Raw genomic sequence first — 16,217 nt, 5'->3', positions numbered from 1 at the left:
AGGGCGTTCGCGTGCCCGTCAGGAGCGGAGGGGTGCGGACTCGGTCAGCCGGAGGAGCAGCGGGCGCCTCCGAGGGTGAAGGCCGCGGGTGCGGGGTTGGTGCCGGTCCAGCCGCCCGTGAAGCCGAAGGAGGCGGAGCCGCCGGGTGCCACGGTGCCGTTCCAGCCGGCGTTCCTCGCGGTGACGGCGGTGCCGGTCTGGCCGGCGGTGGCGTTCCACGCCTGGCCGACGGTCTGCCCCGCGGCGAAGGTCCAGCCGAGACTCCAGCCGTTCCAGGCGGTGGTGGAGGTGTTGGTCACGGTGACGTCGGCCTGGAAGCCGCCCTGCCACTGGTTGACGATCCTGTACGCGACCTCGCAGCCGCCCGCGGGCGGGGTGCCCGGGTCGGTGCCGCCGTCGCCTCCCCCGTCGCCGCCGCCGGTCTCGCTCGTGTCGCCGTAGAGGATGCCGCGTCCGTTGGTGGCGACGTACACCCGGCCGTAGACGCGCGGGTCGCCGGTGATGGTGGCGCCGGTCCAGCCCCACTGGTGGGCGTCGTCGTTGACCCGGACCCAGGTGGCGCCGGCGTCGGTGGAGCGGAAGATGCCCCGGACGCCGCCGATCTTCGCGCTGGAGTAGAGCGCGGGGTAGCCGGCGTCCGGGGCGGCCTTGCCGAAGCCGATGGCGTCGGCCTGGTCGACACCGGGGAGACGGGTGAAGGTGGCGCCGCCGTCGGTGGAGTGCCACAGGCCGTACGCGGCGTCGGGGGCGCCGCCGGCGAGCCAGATGTCGCCCTTCCTCCCGGGGACGGCCTTGAAGCGGACGTTGCCCTCGGCGGGCAGGCCGGTGGCCCTGGCGGTGAAGGTGAGGCCGCCGTCGGTGGAGGCGTAGAAGGTGCCGTCCGCGAAGCCGTAGAAGGTCTTCGGGTCGACCCGGTCGGACTCGACGGTGGCGCCGGCCGGGATGCCGGCGGCGGCGGTCCACGAGGTGCCGTGGCCGGTGGCGGTGTGGACGCCGGCGGTGCCTTCGGGGCTCCAGACGAAGCGGCCGCCGTCGGCGGCCGCGGCGACGGTGCCGCCGCCGGTGACACCGGCGGGCTCCTGTCCCGGGAACCAGTGGGCGCCGTTGTCGGTGGAGAAGGCGATCCGGGGCCCGCCGTCGAGGTGGCCGGAGCGGACCAGCGTGTCCGGGGCCGTCTCGGCGTAGTCGAGGCTGGTGGTGGAGGTGAAGTTCGGGGAGGTGAACATCATCGGCGGGACGGCGCCGAGGTCGGTGTGGCGGAAGCCGCCGACGTCGCCGAGGGCGCTGATCAGCGGGGCGCCGGAGGGCGGTGAGACGAGGTCGAGGACGGCGGTCTCCTCCAGGCCCTTCACCATCGGCCGGATGGTGAACGTCGCGTCCCTGTCCCACTTCGTGAGTTCGGTGGTGCCGTAGACCGTGGCGCCGGTGCCGTACAGCATGCGGTCCGAGTCGAAGGGGTCGATCTCCAGCGCCTCGGTCATCCAGCCGAGCTTGGGGGTCCGCTCGGGCGGGGTGGGGGCGCCGCCCCAGGTCAGCCAGGGCACGGAGGAGACGTCCATCGTGTAGCGGTCGGTCCGGTCCGGGTACGAGGAGTAGTCCCAGGCCCTGGTCCAGGTGGTGCCGGAGTCGGTGGAGCGGAAGATCTGGGTGTCGGGCCACCAGGAGCTGTAGGCGGAGACCATGACCGTGCCGGGGCGCTGCCGGTCGAGGGTGAGACCGCTGAAGCCGTGGTAGGTGTCGGCCTCGGCGACGGGACTGATGTCCTTCCACTCGCCGGTGGCCGTCGTGTACCGCCAGACCCGGCCCTTGCCGCCGTCGTACGGGCCGGCGGTGTCGCTGTACGCGAGGTAGAGGTGGCCGTTCCGCGCGTCGAGGACGCCCTTGTGGGCGAGGTACCCGGTGGGCTGGCCGGCCAGGCGGGTCCAGGTGGCGCCCGCGTCGGTGGAGCGGTAGACGGCGTTCTCCTTGTCGCCGACGCCGACGTAGATCGTCTTCGTGGCGGTGGCCGCGGCGCCGGTCCCGCTGCCGGTGGACTCGTCGAAGGTGACCCAGACGATGCCCTGCTCGTCGGAGTTGTAGCCGCTGGTGTCGGTGGGGTCCTGCCGGTGATCCCCGGGGTTGGTGAAGGAGGTGACCTTCGCCCAGGTGGCGCCGGAGTCGGTGGAGCGCCACAGGCCGTTGCCGCTGGGGGCGCCGAGGTAGAGCACGCTGTTCCTGTGCGGGTCGACGGCGAGGCGTTCGCCCATGCCCCGGCCGGGCATGTTGCCGCCGAGCTTGAAGGGGAGGTCGGCGCGCTGCCAGGTGGCGCCCCGGTCGGCGGAGCGCAGGACGGCGCCCGAGCCGGGGTCCCAGTCATTGGTGTACGTGCCGACGGCGGCGTACACCCGGTCCGGGTCGGCGGAGTCGGAGGCGAGGGAGACGACGCCGGTGTGGCCCCAGTCGTCCCAGCCGATGTGGTCGAGGAGCGGGACCCAGGCGGAGCCGGCCTGGTCCCAGCGGTAGGCGCCGCCGATGTCGGTGCGGGCGTAGAGGAGGTTCTTCTCGGTCCGGTTGAAGACCAGCCCGGGGACGAAGCCGCCGCCGTCGATCCGGACGTTCTTCCAGGTGTACGAGGAGGCGGCGGCCCGGGCGGGGGCGGACGAGGGGGCCGGCTCGGCGGCGCCGGCCGGCAGGGCGCCCGCGAGGAGCCCGGCCGTGAGGGCCAGCCCCGCGAGCCCGGCGAGGAGTCGTGGTCTGCGCATGGGTATCCCGTCGCGAGATCAGATAGTGGGAGCGCTCCCACTATCTGGTCGCCGTCAGAACACGGTCAAGACGCGGAACCCGTCGAAGACGTTCGACGACCCCCTCCGGCCGATCCGCCGAACGGGTGAGGACCGCCCCGCCCCCGGCGCCGCCCCGCGGGCCGCCCCGCCCCCGCCGCCTACGGTCGGGGTCCATGGGGTGGAGGACCGCGACACGACCACGGGGGCACCGCCGGCGGGCCCTCGCCCTGCTGATCGCCGCCGCGCTGCTCGGCGGCTGCGCCACCGATCCCCCGGTGCCCCCGGCGGCCGGCTCGGACGGGGCCGTGGACGGCTCGGGGCGCCCGGTGACACTGACCGTCGGCGTCTACGGCACCTTCGGCCTCAAGGAGGCCGGGCTCTACGACACGTACATGCGGCTCCACCCGGACATCGCGATCCGGCAGACCTCCCTCGCCCGCGCCGACGTCTACTACCCGCAGCTGCTCACCCACCTCACGGCCGGCGCCGGCCTCGCCGACGTCCAGGCCGTCGAGGTCGGCAACATCGCGGAGGTCGTCGACACCCAGGCCGGGCGGCTCGTCGACCTGGCGCACGCGCCCGGGGTGGAGGAGAGCGCCTTCCTGCCGTGGAAGTGGGCGCAGGCCCGGACGGAGGACGGGCGGGTGCTGGGGCTCGGCACCGACATCGGGCCGCTCGCCGTCTGCTACCGCAAGGACCACTTCGCCGCCGCCGGGCTGCCCACCGACCGGGAGGAGGTGGGCCGGCTGTGGGCCGGGGACTGGCGCAGGTACCTGGAGACGGGCCGCCGGTTCGCCGGGCGGGCGCCCGAGGGCGTGGCGTTCACCGACTCCGCGTCCGGGGTGATGGCGGCCGTGATCTCGGGGGCGAGGCTGCGCTACTACGACGCCGAGGGACGGCTGGTGGTGGCGGTCAACCCGGCCGTACGGGCCGCCTGGGACCTCGGCGCCCAGTTCGCGGAGCACGGGCTGACGGCCAGGCTCCAGCAGTTCACCCCCGACTGGGACCAGGGCTTCGCGCACGGGCGGTTCGCCTCGATCGCCTGCCCCGCGTGGATGCTCGGCTACATCCAGGACAAGGGCGGCCCGGACGGCGAGGGGAAGTGGGACGTCGCGAAGGCGCCCCGGCCGGGGAACTGGGGCGGCTCCTTCCTGGTCGTCCCGGCGGCCGGGAGACACGTCGGGGAGGCGGCGGAGCTGGCGGCCTGGCTGACCGCGCCGGAGCAGCAGGCGGTGCTCTTCGAGCGGCGCGGCAGCTTCCCGAGCGCCGAGGCCGCGTTCGGTCTGCCGCAGGTGCGAGGCGCCCGGCATCCGTACTTCGGCGACGCGCCGGTGGGCCGGATCTACTCGGCGGCGGCCATGGGGGTGCCGGTGGCGCCGGTCGGGCCGAAGGACGGCCTGGTGAACCAGATCCTGTCCGACACCGGGATGCTCCAGGTCGACCAGACGGGCCGGTCGCCGGAGTCGGCGTGGCGGGCGGCGATGAAGGCCATCGACAACGCTCTGGACCGGTGAGGGGCGGGTGGCCGAGGCGGTGCGGGCGAGCGAGGACGTGATGCGGTGAGCGGGACGGCCGAGGACGTGGTGGAGCGGGCGCTCGCGCCGGTGGCACCGGCGGGCCGGGCACGGCGGGAGCGGCTGGGCCGGCTGCGGTCGCGGGCGGCGCCGTACGTGCTGGTCGCCCCCTTCTTCCTGCTGTTCGCGGCGTTCGGGCTGTTCCCGCTGGTGGCGACGGCGTGGACCTCCCTCTTCCGGGTGGAGCTGACGGCGCCGGAGGCCCGGGAGTGGGTGGGCCTGCACAACTACGCGCGGCTGCTCTCCGACGACTTCTTCTGGAACGCGCTGGCGAACACGGTCGTGATCGGGGTGCTCGCGACCGTGCCGCAGCTGCTGCTCGCGCTGGGCGCCGCGCACCTGCTGGACGCGCGGCTGCGCGGGCGGCTCTTCTTCCGGGTGGCGGCGCTGGCCCCGTACGCGACCTCGGTGGCGGCGGCGACGCTCGTCTTCGCGCTCTTCTACGGGCGCGACCAGGGGATGGTGAACTGGGCGCTCGGTGTGGTCGGGCTGGATCCGGTGGACTGGCAGAACGGGCCGTGGGCGTCGAAGTTCGCGGTGGCGTCGATCGTGATCTGGCGCTGGACCGGCTACAACGCGCTGATCTATCTGGCGGCGATGCAGACGATCCCGCACGAGCTGTACGAGGCGGCGGCGCTGGACGGGGCCTCGCGCGGGCGACGGTTCTGGCACGTGACGCTGCCGGGGCTGCGGCCGGCACTGGTCTTCACGGGTCTGGTGTCGACGATCGGGGCCGTGCAGCTCTTCGGCGAGCCGCTGCTCTTCAGCAGCGGGGCGGGCGCGTCGGGCGGGGCGGACCACCAGTACCAGACGCTGGGTCTCTACCTGTACGAGCAGGGCTGGGTGAACCTGCATCTGGGGCGGGCGGCGGCGATCGCCTGGGCGATGCTGCTGATCCTGGTGGTGGTCCTCGGGGTGGTGCGGCTGGTCCGCGGGAAGGGCGTGCGGCGGTGACGGGGCGGGCGGGCCCGGAGTCGTACGAGCGGGGCGGGTGGGGGACGTATCTGCTGCTCGTCCTGTTCACGGCGGTGTCCGTCCTCCCGCTGCTGTGGACGGCGGTGGCCGCCTCCCGGACGAGCGGGCGGCTGGCGGAGAGCCCGCCGCCGTTCTGGTTCGGGCGGAACCTGGGACGGAACCTGTCGGTGGCCTGGGGCGAGGGCGGGATGGGCGAGGCGCTCGCCAACACCGCGATCGTGGCGGGGGCGGTGGCGACCGGGACGGTGCTCTTCTCCACGCTGGCCGGTTTCACCTTCGCCCGGCTGCGGTTCCGCTTCCGGGGACCGCTGCTGCTGCTGGTGGGGGCGACGCTGCTGGTGCCGCCGCAGCTCGGTGTCGTCCCGCTCTATCTGCTGATCGCCCGGCTGGGCTGGACGGACCAGCTCCAGGCGGTGGTGCTGCCCTCGCTGGTCTCGGCCTTCGGCGTCTTCTACATGCGCCAGCACCTGCTGGGCGCGCTGCCGCCGGAACTCCTGGAGGCGGCGCGGATGGACGGGGCGGGGACGCTGCGGGTGGTGTGGCACCTGGTGCTGCCGGCGGCGCGGCCGGCGATGGCGGTGCTGGGGATGCTGTCGTTCGTGGCGGCGTGGAACGACTTCTTCTGGCCGGTCCTCGCGCTGACGCAGACGGGCAATCCGACGGTGCAGGTCGCGCTGACCGGTCTGGGGCGGGGCTATGTGCCGGACACCTCGGTGGTGATGGCGGGAGCGCTGCTCGGGACGCTGCCGCTGCTCGTCGTGCTCGCGCTCTTCGGGCGGCAGATCGTGGGCGGGGTGATGCGGGGTGCGGTGAAGGGGTGAAGGGGTGAGGGGCGAGCAGGTCAGCGGGTGAGGGGGGCGAGCGGGCGAGGAAGCAGGGGCCGGGCGCCGGGGGGCCGGGGGCGTTCACCCGGACGGGTGTGGCGGTCCGCCTTCGGTGATCTTCCGCTGTTAGCGTCCCCTTATGTCGCTAATGAACGGTTTGCTCCTCATGTGGGCGGGGTGAGGCCGGATGGGAGTCCTGCGCGACCATCCCGAACTCGCCCTCTTCCTCTGCCTCGCCGCGGGATACCTCGTCGGCAAGCTCCGGGTCGGCCCCATCACCCTCGGCGGCATCTGCGGGACGCTGATCGTCTCGCTGCTCATGGGCGCCTGGGCGAAGGTGACCGTCTCCGACGACGTCAAGACGATCTTCTTCGCGCTCTTCATCTTCTCGCTCGGCTATCTGGCCGGTCCCCAGTTCTTCGCCAACCTCAACCGGAAGAGCCTGCGCTTCTTCGCCCTCTGCCTGATCGAGGTCGTCTGCGTCGTCGGCATCGCCCTCGGCCTCGCCAAGGCGTTCGACCTGGACGTCGGCACCGCCGCCGGCATCCTGGCCGGCGCCGCCACCGAGTCCGCCGTCGTCGGCACGGCCACCGAGGCCATCGGCAAGCTCTCCGACCTGACGCAGGAGCAGATCACCCAGTACCAGGGCCACGTGGCCACCGCGTACACGGTCTGCTACCTCTTCGGTCTGATCACCATCGTGATCTACACCAGCCAGATCATGCCGATGCTGCTGCGGATCAACCTCCGCGACGCCTCCCGCGAGCTGTGGGAGAAGCTGCGGGGCTCCGGCGGCGCACTGGAGGCGGACGAGCGCGAGGCGCTGCCCGGCATGGTCGGCCGCACCTTCCTCGTCACCCTCGCCGACGGCGCCCGGGTGGCAGACCTGGAGCGGCGGTTCGGCAACCGGGTCACCGTCGAGGCGGTGAAGCGGGGCAGCAGGATCCTCACCCCTCCCCCGCCCGACTTCGAGCTGACCCTCTCCGATCTCGTGCTCGCCGTCGGCCGGCGCGCCAACATCATCGAGGCGGGCCGGCAGATCGGCCCCGAGACCCCGGCCGTCCCCGGCCTCGACACCCCGCTCGCCACCCAGCAGGTCTCCCTCACCGACAGGACGGCGGACGGCAAGTCCCTGGACCAGCTGACCACCGAGCACCCGGAGATCGCCTCCGGCGGCGTCTACGTCACCGACGTGCTCCGCAACGAATCCCACCTGCCCGCCACACCGGAGACCGTCGTCCACCGCGGTGACGTGCTCACCCTGGTGGGCGCCCGCTCCTCGCTCGGCAGGCTGGCCTCCAAGGTCGGCGCGATCGTCAGGAACGACGCCACCGACTTCATCTACCTGGGCCTCGGCATCGCCTGCGGCTCGCTCCTCGGCCAGGTCGTGGTGAAGTTCGGCGACGTCCCCATGTCCCTGGGCACCGGCGGCGGCTGCCTCATCTCCGGTCTGCTCTTCGGCTGGTTCCGCTCCCGCACCCAGACCTTCGGCGCCTTCCCGCCGCAGGCCGCCACCACGCTCAAGGACATGGGCCTGGCCATCTTCATCGCCTGCACCGGTCTGGTCTCCGGCCCGCAGGCGGGGCCGCTGCTCAAGGAGTACGGGGCGCTGCTGCCGTTCGCGGGCATCGCCATGGTCCTCGTCCCGGCGACGATCTCGCTGATCGTCGGCCGCAAACTGCTGAAGATCGAGAGTCCGCTGCTGATCGGCGCCATCGCGGGCCAGCAGTGCTCGACACCGGCGATCACCTCCATCACCCAGGTCGCGCAGAGCTCCGTACCGATGCTCGGCTACACGGTCACGTACACCCTCTCCAACTTCCTGCTCCCCCTGACCGGTCCCCTCCTGGTCGGCATCCTCGGAGCCTGAGAGGCGGCGCCCCACCCATGATCGACTTCCTGAACCGGAACATCTTCCAGCCCCACCCCGAGCTGCTGGTCTTCATCACCGTCGCCCTCGGCTTCCTCATCGGGAAGCTCCGCTACAGGGCGATCGCGCTCGGCGCCGTCACCGGCTGCCTCGTCGCGGGCCTGCTGCTCGGCGCCCAGTTCAAGATCACCATCGACGCGACGGTGAAGAACCTCTTCTTCACCCTCTTCCTCTTCGCCCTCGGCTACAAGGTCGGCCCCCAGTTCTTCCGCGGCCTCAAGAAGGACGGGCTGCCGCAGGTCGTCAACGCCGTCATCGTCTGCGTCACCGGCCTGCTGGTCTCCTGGGGCTTCGCCGTGATGCTCGGGTACGGCCCCGGGCTCTCCGCCGGCCTGCTCGGCGGCGCCCTCACCCAGTCCGCCGTCATCGGCGTCGCCCAGGACGCCATCGGCAACCTGCCGGGGCTCTCCGCCGACCAGATGAAGACCGAGGAGAACCTGGTCGCCATCGGGTACGCGGTCACCTACCCGCTCGGCACGATCCTCTGCGCCATCCTCCTCGCCAACATCCTGCCCCGCCTCTACAAGCGGGACCTCGCCGCCGAGTCCGCGCAGCTCGCCAAGGAGCTGGACGCCCCCGGTGACAACCCGGACCTCGCCGAGGGCTACTACGAGGTCGTGCTCCGCGCGTACACGATCACGCGGCCCGACCTCGTGGGCCGCACGATCGACGACTTCGAGAACCAGCAGAAGGCCCTCGGCCACCGCATCTACCTCACCCGGGTGCGGCGCGACGGCACGGTCCTCCCCCACGACCAGGCCACCGTGCTCCGCGAGGGCGACACCGTCGCCGTCTCCGCCCTGCGCGGCTCCCTCGTCGACTTCGACGCCCGCACCCACATCGGCCCCGAGACCGACGACGTCGAACTCCTCGGCTACGAGACGGAGACGCTGCACGTCGTCGCCTCCGACAAGGCGCAGCTCGGCAAGACGGTCGCCGAGCTGCGCCGCGAGCCCTTCATGGTCGGGGTCTACATCGACCGGATCTACCGCTCCGGCGCCGAGTTCCCCTACCGCCTGTCCACGAAGCTGGAGCGCGGCGACACCGTGGTCCTCACCGGCCCGAAGCGGCTGGTGGACCCGGCGGGCGGGGCGATCGGCAAGCCCGTGCCGACCTCCTTCGCCACCGACATGCTCTGGGTCGGCCTCGGCGTCTTCCTCGGCGGCTGCGTCGGCATCCCGGCGCTCACCGTCTCCGGGGTGCCGATCTCGCTGTCGACCTCCGGCGGCGCGCTGATCATGGGCCTGGTCTTCGGCTGGATCCGCGGCAAGTACCCGACGTACGGGAACGTGCCGCCGGGCGCCCAGTGGTTCATGGACACCTTCGGGCTGTGCGCCTTCGTCGCCGTGGTCGGCATCAACGCGGGCCCGAGCTTCACCAGCGGCCTGTCCACGGCCGGCTGGGGGCTGCTCCTGTGGGGCGCGGTCGCCACCCTGATCCCGCTGGTCGTCGGCTTCGCCGTCGGCCACTACGTCCAGAAGATCCGCTTCCCGATCCTGATGGGCGTCCTGGCCGGCGGCCAGACCACGACCGCGGCGATCGGCGCGATCAACGAGCAGTCCAGGTCGCAGATCCCCACGCTCGGCTACACGATCCCCTATGCGGTGGGCAACGTGCTGCTGACCATCTGGGGCGCCGTGATCGTCATCCTCAACCACTGACCGCCGCACCTAAGGACACACCATGCCCAGGACCAGCTTCACCCGCGAGGAGATCAAGTCCTTCGCCCAGCTCTCGCCGTTCGAGCTGAAGGACAAGTTCATCACCATCGCCCGGCACGCCCAGGCCGACCAGCCCGGACAGAAGGACAAGTCCTCGGTCCAGATGCTCAACGCGGGCCGCGGCAACCCGAACTGGACCGCGACCAGCCCCCGCGAGGCCTTCCACGCCCTCGGCTACTTCGCGCTCTCCGAGTCCCGCCGGGTCTGGACCGCCGACGACCTCGGCGGCATGCCCGAACTCATGGGCTCCGGCGCCCGCTTCGACACCTTCGTACGGCAGCACCCCGACCTGCCCGGCATCGAGCTGCTCCAGAAGTCGGTCGAGTACGCCGTCGAGCGCTTCGGCTTCGACAAGGACGCCTTCGTCCACGAGCTCACCGACAGCTCGATCGGCGACAACTACCCGGTGCCGGACCGGATCCTCACCCACACCGAACAGGTCGTCCGCGGCTACGTCGACGACGAGATGTTCGACGGCCGGCCGCCCGCCGGGAACGTCTCCTACTTCGCCACCGAGGGCGGCACCGCCGCCATGTGCTACGTCTTCGACTCCCTGATGAAGAACGGGATCCTGAGGAAGGGCGACCGGATCGCCCTGATGGTGCCGGTCTTCACCCCGTACATCGAGATCCCCGAGCTCGACACGTACGAGTTCGACGTCGTCCACGTCAACGCCTCCCTCTTCACCGAGACCGGCGTCCGCGAGTGGCGCTACCCGACGGAGGAGGTCGCCAAGCTGGAGGACCCCTCGATCAAGCTGCTCTGCCTGGTCAACCCCTCCAACCCGCCGTCCCTGGCGCTCAGTCAGCGGGTCGCGAACCAGCTCAAGGAGATCGTCGCCGAGAAGAACCCGAACCTGGTGATCGTCACCGACGACGTCTACGGCACCTTCGTCCCCGGCTTCCGCTCGATCGCCGCCGACCTCCCGCACAACACCCTGCTCGTCTACTCGTACTCGAAGCACTACGGCGCCACGGGCTGGCGGCTCGGCGTCATCGGCCTCAACGACGACAACGTCATCGACCGCATGATCGCCGACCTGCCGGCCGCCGAGAAGGAGCGGCTGGACAAGCGGTACGGGACGCTGTCCCTGGAGCCGGAGAAGATCCGGTTCATCGACCGGCTGGTCGCGGACTCGCGGCAGGTCGCCCTCAACCACACCGCCGGCCTGTCGCTGCCGCAGCAGGTCATGATGACGCTCTTCTCGCTCTTCGACATGCTCCCCGAGGGGCAGGCGTACAAGGAGCGGCTGCGGGCGATCGTGAACCAGCGGCTGGACCTGCTCCTCGAAGGCGCCCAGATGAAGATCGCCGACGACGACAAGCGGGCCGGCTACTACATCGAGCTGGACCTCCTCGCGGAGGCCGAGCGCGTCCACGGCGAGGACTTCGCCGACTTCCTGGAGAAGGAGTACGAGCCCGTCGACCCGCTGTTCCGGCTCGCCGAGCACACCGGCGTCGTCCTGCTCAACGGCGGCGGCTTCGACGGCCCCGAGTGGTCCGTACGGGTCTCCCTGGCCAACCTGGACGACCTCGACTACCTGAAGATCGGCCACCACCTGCGGGCGATCTTCGACGACTACGCGGAGGAGTGGAAGACCTCCCGGGGCGCCTGACCGCGCACGGAAGCGTGCCCCGGCCGGGGGTGGGGTGGCTCCGGGCCGGGGCACGCGGTGTGGGGGGAGAGGGGTGGCTCTACCGGTGGGCGGCGAGCGCCTTCGTGAAGGCCGGCGGCTGCTGGAGGACCGTGCCCCCGGCGGCCGCGGCGGCGACGACCGCGCCGACTGCCTCGGTGCGGCCGCTCGTCCGGCGCCGGTGCGCTGTCCCGCCGTTGCTGCCCATGCGTGCTGCCTCCGTGGTGCCCGGGGTGGGGGGTCCGGAAGCACGCTAGCTCCCCGGACGCGGACAAATGCCGTACGGGGAGGCCTCGTCGGGATTCTTAGGGTCCGCTTAAGGGGGACATCGGAACCACGAAAGGTTCAGCGCCGCCCGGCCTTGCGGCGGCGGGCCGGACGGTGCGAGCGGCGCCCCTCCGAGCCGCCGGGGCGGTGTGCGCCGAGCCCGATCCAGATGCGGACCTCGGTGCCGCCGAGGACCGAGTGCCCGATCCGGACGTCGCCGCCGGTGGACTCGGCCATGCGGCGCACGATGTCGAGGCCGAGGCCGGTGGAGCCCGCCCGGGTGCCGCTGTTGCCGCGGGCGAGCGCCGCGTCCGGGTCGGCGATGCCGGGGCCGGCGTCCGACACGAGGACGATGACCGCGTCGTCGCCGTTGTGGACGTCGACGGAGAAGGCGGTGCCCTCCGGGGTGTGCCGGAAGACGTTGCCGAGCAGGGCGTCGAGAGCGGCGACGAGTTCGGGGCGCGCCACCGGGATCCGTACCGGGCGCTCCACCCCGGCGAGCCGGACGAGCCGCCCCTCGTCCTCGGCCAGGGCCGACCAGAACTCCATCCGCTCGCGCACCACTTCGGCGGCGTCGCAGCCCGCTCCCGGGCCGGTCGGCGGGGTGGTCTGCGGCTTGGCCTCGCGGGCGGTGCGGATGATGGTGTCGACCTCCCGCTCCAGCTGCTCGACGGCGGCCCGGGTCTGGTCGGCGGCGGGCCCGGAGCCGAGCGAGGCGGCGTTGAGGCGGAGCACGGTGAGCGGGGTGCGGAGCCGGTGGGACAGGTCGGCGGCGAGCTCGCGCTCGTTGGCGAGGAGCTGCACGACCTGGTCGGCCATCGAGTTGAAGGCGACGGCGGCCGACTTGAGTTCGGGCGGTCCCTCCTCGGCGACCCGGACGCCGAGCCGGCCCTCGCCCAGCTCGTGGGCGGCGCCCGCGAGGCGCTGGGCGGGGCGGACCATGCGGACGCCGAGCCGGTCGGCGACGGCGAGCGAGCCGACGATCAGGGCGACGCCGACCCCGGCGAGGACGAGCCAGGCGGTGGCGACGCCGTTCGTCACCTCGCCCTCGGGGACGAAGAGTTCGACCACCGCGACCTGACCGGAGCTGAGCGCGGTGGGCTGGAGCAGGGCGTAGCCGCCGGGGACCTCGGCGATGGAGGCCCGGCCGAGGGTGCGGGTGGCGGCCAGCTCGTCGACGCCGGCCCTGCGGGTGCCGATCTCCAGGGCCTGGCCGTCCGCGCCGGCGGGCGGGACGTGCACGGCGAGCCGGCCGGCGGCGCCGTCCTCGGTGGTGGCGACGGCCTTCTCCAGCTCCGCCCGGTCGGTGGTGATCGCGAGGACCGGGGCGAGTCCGGCGCCGCGCCGCTCGGCGTTGGAGAAGGCCCGGTCGCGGGCCATCTCCTTGACGACGAGGCCGAGCGGTACGGCGAAGGCGATGACGACCATGGCGGTGACGGCGAGCGACACCTTGACGAGGGCCCATCTCACGGCCGGCGCTCCCGTCTCACGGCTGGTGCTCCCGCGGCGGCTCCAGCTTCACGCCGACGCCGCGCAGGGTGTGGAGGTAGCGGGGCCGGGCGGCGGTCTCGCCCAGCTTCCGCCGCAGCCACGACAGGTGCACGTCGATGGTCTGGTCGTCCCCGTAGGACTGCTGCCACACCTCGGCGAGCAGTTCCTTGCGCGGGACGACCACACCGGGCCGGCCGGCGAGGAAGGCGAGCAGGTCGAACTCGCGCCGGGTCAGGTCGAGCGGGACGCCGTCGAGTTCGGCCTGGCGGCGCAGCGGGTCGATGGCGAGCCCGCCGACCCGGATCTCGGTGGTCGGCGCGGGCTCCCCGGAGACGGCCCGGGCGCGGCGCAGCACCGCGGCCATCCGGGCGGTGAGGTGCTCGACGGAGAACGGCTTGACGAGGTAGTCGTCGGCGCCGGCGTGCAGCAGCCGGACGATCTCCGCCTCGTCGTCCCGGGCCGTCGCGATGATCACCGGTACGTCGGTGATGCCGCGCAGCATCTTCAGCGCCTCGGACCCGTCCAGGTCGGGCAGACCGAGGTCCAGGACGACCACGTCGAAGCGGAAATGGGCGACCTCGCGCAGCGCCTCCAGGGCGGTGCCGACGCTCCGTACGGTGTAGGAGGCTTCCGTCAGCTGCCGGATGAGGGCGGAGCGCACGAACTGGTCGTCCTCGACCACGAGCACACTTGCCATGGGCGGCACCGTACGCCATTCGGGCGACACCCCGGTCACCCCGTACCTTCTGGTCCGCGCCGACCGGGCGTGGTGCAGTATGGCCCGGATGCGAAGAGGACTCGTTCACGCCCTGGCCTGGTCGCTCGCCACCGGCGCGGCGGTCACGCTCTCCTGGTGGGGGGTGCACACGGTGCTGTCCGGCACGGTCTACGACCCGCCGCGCGCCCTGCCGCTGCCCGTCGGCACCCCGGCCGTCCCGGTCCCGGCCGAGACCGCGATCGGCGACCCCGTGACGTCCTCGACCCGCAGCCCCGCGACGACTCCCCCGGCCACCACGCCCACGCCGTCCGCGCCCGCGCCGACCGGCCCGGACCCGGCCGCCACCACTCCGCCGACGACACCGCCGCCCACCGCGTCGCGGACCACGCCCGCGCCGACCACGGTCCCGCCGGCCCCGGCCGGGGCCTCCTCGGGGGTGAAGAGCTATCCGGTGGACGGCGGGCGGGTCACCTTCGACCTGGGCGAGAGCTCGGCCGAACTGGTCTCGGCGATCCCGGCCTCGGGCTGGCAGATGCAGGTGTGGAAGCAGACGACCTGGATCCGGGTGACCTTCACCCGGGACGACCGGGAGCTGTCGGTGTTCTGCCTCTGGCACGACTCGGCGCCCCGCGTGCAGATCGAGGAGCGCGCGGTCTGACGGGCCGCCGGGCCCGTCCGGCCCCCGGGGTCAGCGGAAGGCGGACGGCGGGGGCGCGGGGGAGCTCTTCGCCGTCGCGTCGGTGACCGGGACGGCGCCGCCGGTGAAGTCGGCGAGGGGGCGGCCGTGTTCGACCCGGCCGGGGTGCGGGTCGGTGGCGACCCTGCGGGTCAGCTCGGCGACGGGGAGCGGCCGGTCGGAGGCGACCAGGACAGCGTTGCCGAAGCGGCGGCCGCGGAGCACGGTCGGGTCGGCGATCAGGGCCAGCTCGGGGAAGACGCCCGCGGCGGTGGCGATCTGGCCGCGGAGGTGGGCGAGCGGCGGCCCGTCGGCGAGGTTGGCGGCGTACGTCCCGCCGGGCCGCAGCGCGCGCCGCACCTCGTCGAGGAACTCGGTGCTGGTGAGGTGGGCGGGGGTGCGGGCGCCCCGGAAGACGTCGGCGATGATCAGGTCGGCCCAGCCGTCCGGGACCTTGGCGAGTCCGGCGCGGGCGTCCATGGCGCGGACCCGGATCCGGGCGCCGGGGTCGAGCGGCAGGGCACCGCGGACGAGGCGGACGAGGGGTTCGTCGATCTCGACGACCTGCTGGGTGGAGCGCGGCCGGGTCGCGGCGACGTACCGGGCGAGGGTGAAGGCGCCGCCGCCGAGGTGCACGGCCTGGAGGGGGCGGCCGGGCGGGGCGGCGAGGTCGGCGACGTGGCCGAGGCGCCGCTGGTACTCGAAGGTGAGCGCGGCGGGGTCGTCGAGGTCCACGTGGGACTGCGGGGCGCCGTCGAGGAGCAGCGTCCAGGCCCGGGGGCGGTCGCGGTCGGGTATCAGTTCGGCGAGCCCGCCGTCGACGGTCTCGGAGACGGCGTCGGCCGCCGCCCGCTCGCGCTGCTTGTTCCTGGCCATCCGTCCATTATCGGCCGGTCGGCCGGGAGGTTCCGCTCAGTGACAGCCGTCGGCCGCCTCGATGAGGCGGGCCGCCTCGCCGAGGGCACGGCGCAGGTCGGCGGGGTCGGTGACCGGGTCGGTGTCGCCGGGGGGCAGCAGCCAGCCGGCCGGGCGGGGGGCGTCGCCCGCGGGCTCGGGCAGTGCGGGGAGCTCGGGAAGGCGCAGCCCGCGGCCGGAGGTGCGGGTGCAGGCACTGCCGGGGAGGTCCCAGGCGGCGGCGGTGCCGGGCGGGACGAGGAAGCCGAGGGTGTCGCAGGCGCCGTCGTGGAGCACGGGGCCGACGGCGGGGACACCGCGGCGGCGGAGGATGTCGACGGCCTCCAGACCCTGCCGGGCGGGCACGGTCACCAGGTCGCAGGGCTCGTCGGCCCCGGCGACGGTCACGAGCGGCGCGGTCGTCACGGTCGGGACGACCGCCGTGGCCCGCACCGACGGGGTCGGCGCGGTGGTCGCGGTCGTGGCGGTCGTGGCGGTCGGCACGGTCGTCCTGGGTGTCGCGGTCGTCTCGAAAGGCGCGGCGTTCTCGGACATGGACCCCTCCTCGCTTCCCGGAGGAGACACGTTCCGTCTCTCCCATACGGTTCAACGCCCGTGCGCGTCAACGGCTACGGCGGCACGCCGCCGCAAAGGATGGCAGTTCATGGCAGATCGCAGGCGAGATATCCGATTTGTAGCCAAACTCTGCGTAGGCATCCGGTCACAGCAGGTACGTTCTTGCCGCCGGAACA

Annotated in this window: 13 protein-coding genes; 7 read left to right on the top strand and 6 right to left on the bottom strand. The window is 73.0% G+C overall.

The window, feature by feature from the left end; translation table 11 throughout:
• Positions 1-44: 44 nt before the first annotated feature.
• The gene (locus tag ACF1BN_RS04710; protein WP_392330127.1) at positions 45-2,741 is read right to left on the bottom strand and encodes a cellulose binding domain-containing protein; all 2,697 of its coding nucleotides are present in this window, start codon (positions 2,739-2,741) and stop codon (positions 45-47) included.
• 194 nt (positions 2,742-2,935) lie between these two features.
• Between ACF1BN_RS04710 and ACF1BN_RS04705 the strand changes: the two genes are divergently transcribed.
• From ACF1BN_RS04705 to ACF1BN_RS04680, 6 genes are all read left to right on the top strand, one after another.
• The gene (locus ACF1BN_RS04705) at positions 2,936-4,276 is read left to right on the top strand and encodes an ABC transporter substrate-binding protein (RefSeq protein WP_392330126.1); all 1,341 of its coding nucleotides are present in this window, start codon (positions 2,936-2,938) and stop codon (positions 4,274-4,276) included.
• A gap of 45 nt (positions 4,277-4,321) precedes the next feature.
• Positions 4,322-5,290, top strand: coding sequence for a carbohydrate ABC transporter permease (locus ACF1BN_RS04700; RefSeq protein ID WP_392330125.1), 969 nt, complete (start codon positions 4,322-4,324; stop codon positions 5,288-5,290).
• Complete coding sequence (locus tag ACF1BN_RS04695; RefSeq protein ID WP_392330124.1) at positions 5,287-6,132, top strand: carbohydrate ABC transporter permease; 846 nt, start codon at positions 5,287-5,289, stop codon at positions 6,130-6,132. Before ACF1BN_RS04700 ends, ACF1BN_RS04695 begins: the two co-directional genes overlap by 4 nt.
• A gap of 190 nt (positions 6,133-6,322) precedes the next feature.
• Positions 6,323-8,005, top strand: coding sequence for an aspartate-alanine antiporter (aspT, locus tag ACF1BN_RS04690; RefSeq protein WP_392330123.1), 1,683 nt, complete (start codon positions 6,323-6,325; stop codon positions 8,003-8,005).
• A gap of 17 nt (positions 8,006-8,022) precedes the next feature.
• Positions 8,023-9,726 (top strand): aspartate-alanine antiporter, encoded by a 1,704-nt coding sequence (gene aspT, locus ACF1BN_RS04685; protein WP_392330122.1) that lies wholly within the window; start codon positions 8,023-8,025, stop codon positions 9,724-9,726.
• A gap of 22 nt (positions 9,727-9,748) precedes the next feature.
• A complete protein-coding gene (locus tag ACF1BN_RS04680; protein WP_392330121.1) occupies positions 9,749-11,401 on the top strand; it encodes a bifunctional aspartate transaminase/aspartate 4-decarboxylase in 1,653 nt (550 codons plus the stop codon).
• A 79-nt stretch (positions 11,402-11,480) separates the two neighbouring features.
• Here the strand turns inward: ACF1BN_RS04680 and ACF1BN_RS04675 are convergent, their stop codons facing one another.
• The 3 genes from ACF1BN_RS04675 to ACF1BN_RS04665 all read right to left on the bottom strand — a co-directional run bounded on the left by ACF1BN_RS04675 (position 11,481) and on the right by ACF1BN_RS04665 (position 13,874).
• Complete coding sequence (locus ACF1BN_RS04675; protein ID WP_392330120.1) at positions 11,481-11,627, bottom strand: hypothetical protein; 147 nt, start codon at positions 11,625-11,627, stop codon at positions 11,481-11,483.
• Positions 11,628-11,764: 137 nt separating this feature from the next.
• Positions 11,765-13,156 (bottom strand): ATP-binding protein, encoded by a 1,392-nt coding sequence (locus ACF1BN_RS04670; RefSeq protein ID WP_392330119.1) that lies wholly within the window; start codon positions 13,154-13,156, stop codon positions 11,765-11,767.
• Positions 13,157-13,172: 16 nt separating this feature from the next.
• Positions 13,173-13,874, bottom strand: coding sequence for a response regulator transcription factor (locus ACF1BN_RS04665; protein WP_392330118.1), 702 nt, complete (start codon positions 13,872-13,874; stop codon positions 13,173-13,175).
• A gap of 79 nt (positions 13,875-13,953) precedes the next feature.
• Here ACF1BN_RS04665 and ACF1BN_RS04660 point away from each other — a divergent pair, with 79 nt between their 5' ends.
• Complete coding sequence (locus ACF1BN_RS04660) at positions 13,954-14,553, top strand: hypothetical protein (RefSeq protein ID WP_392330481.1); 600 nt, start codon at positions 13,954-13,956, stop codon at positions 14,551-14,553.
• Between the two features lie 30 nt (positions 14,554-14,583).
• Here the strand turns inward: ACF1BN_RS04660 and ACF1BN_RS04655 are convergent, their stop codons facing one another.
• Together ACF1BN_RS04655 and ACF1BN_RS04650 are read right to left on the bottom strand one after the other, a co-directional pair.
• Complete coding sequence (locus ACF1BN_RS04655; RefSeq protein WP_392330117.1) at positions 14,584-15,447, bottom strand: spermidine synthase; 864 nt, start codon at positions 15,445-15,447, stop codon at positions 14,584-14,586.
• 36 nt (positions 15,448-15,483) lie between these two features.
• A complete protein-coding gene (locus ACF1BN_RS04650) occupies positions 15,484-16,020 on the bottom strand; it encodes a hypothetical protein (RefSeq protein ID WP_392330116.1) in 537 nt (178 codons plus the stop codon).
• Positions 16,021-16,217: the final 197 nt, after the last annotated feature.

The sequence above is a fragment of the Streptomyces sp. NPDC014861 genome (genome assembly GCF_043081625.1).
GTDB lineage: Bacteria > Actinomycetota > Actinomycetes > Streptomycetales > Streptomycetaceae > Streptomyces.
Note: the sequence above shows the minus strand (reverse complement) of the source record. Positions and strands in the feature narration are given on the sequence as shown.

Bases quoted from the DNA above. Each gene is read 5' to 3' on its own strand.
- ACF1BN_RS04710 (WP_392330127.1), bottom strand. From the start codon at position 2,741: ATGCGCAGACCACGACTCCTCGCCGGGCTCGCGGGGCTGGCCCTCACG.
- ACF1BN_RS04705 (WP_392330126.1), top strand. From the start codon at position 2,936: ATGGGGTGGAGGACCGCGACACGACCACGGGGGCACCGCCGGCGGGCC.
- aspT (WP_392330123.1), top strand. From the start codon at position 6,323: ATGGGAGTCCTGCGCGACCATCCCGAACTCGCCCTCTTCCTCTGCCTC.
- aspT (WP_392330122.1), top strand. From the start codon at position 8,023: ATGATCGACTTCCTGAACCGGAACATCTTCCAGCCCCACCCCGAGCTG.
- ACF1BN_RS04680 (WP_392330121.1), top strand. From the start codon at position 9,749: ATGCCCAGGACCAGCTTCACCCGCGAGGAGATCAAGTCCTTCGCCCAG.
- ACF1BN_RS04675 (WP_392330120.1), bottom strand. From the start codon at position 11,627: ATGGGCAGCAACGGCGGGACAGCGCACCGGCGCCGGACGAGCGGCCGC.
- ACF1BN_RS04665 (WP_392330118.1), bottom strand. From the start codon at position 13,874: ATGGCAAGTGTGCTCGTGGTCGAGGACGACCAGTTCGTGCGCTCCGCC.
- ACF1BN_RS04660 (WP_392330481.1), top strand. From the start codon at position 13,954: ATGGCCCGGATGCGAAGAGGACTCGTTCACGCCCTGGCCTGGTCGCTC.
- ACF1BN_RS04655 (WP_392330117.1), bottom strand. From the start codon at position 15,447: ATGGCCAGGAACAAGCAGCGCGAGCGGGCGGCGGCCGACGCCGTCTCC.
- ACF1BN_RS04650 (WP_392330116.1), bottom strand. From the start codon at position 16,020: ATGTCCGAGAACGCCGCGCCTTTCGAGACGACCGCGACACCCAGGACG.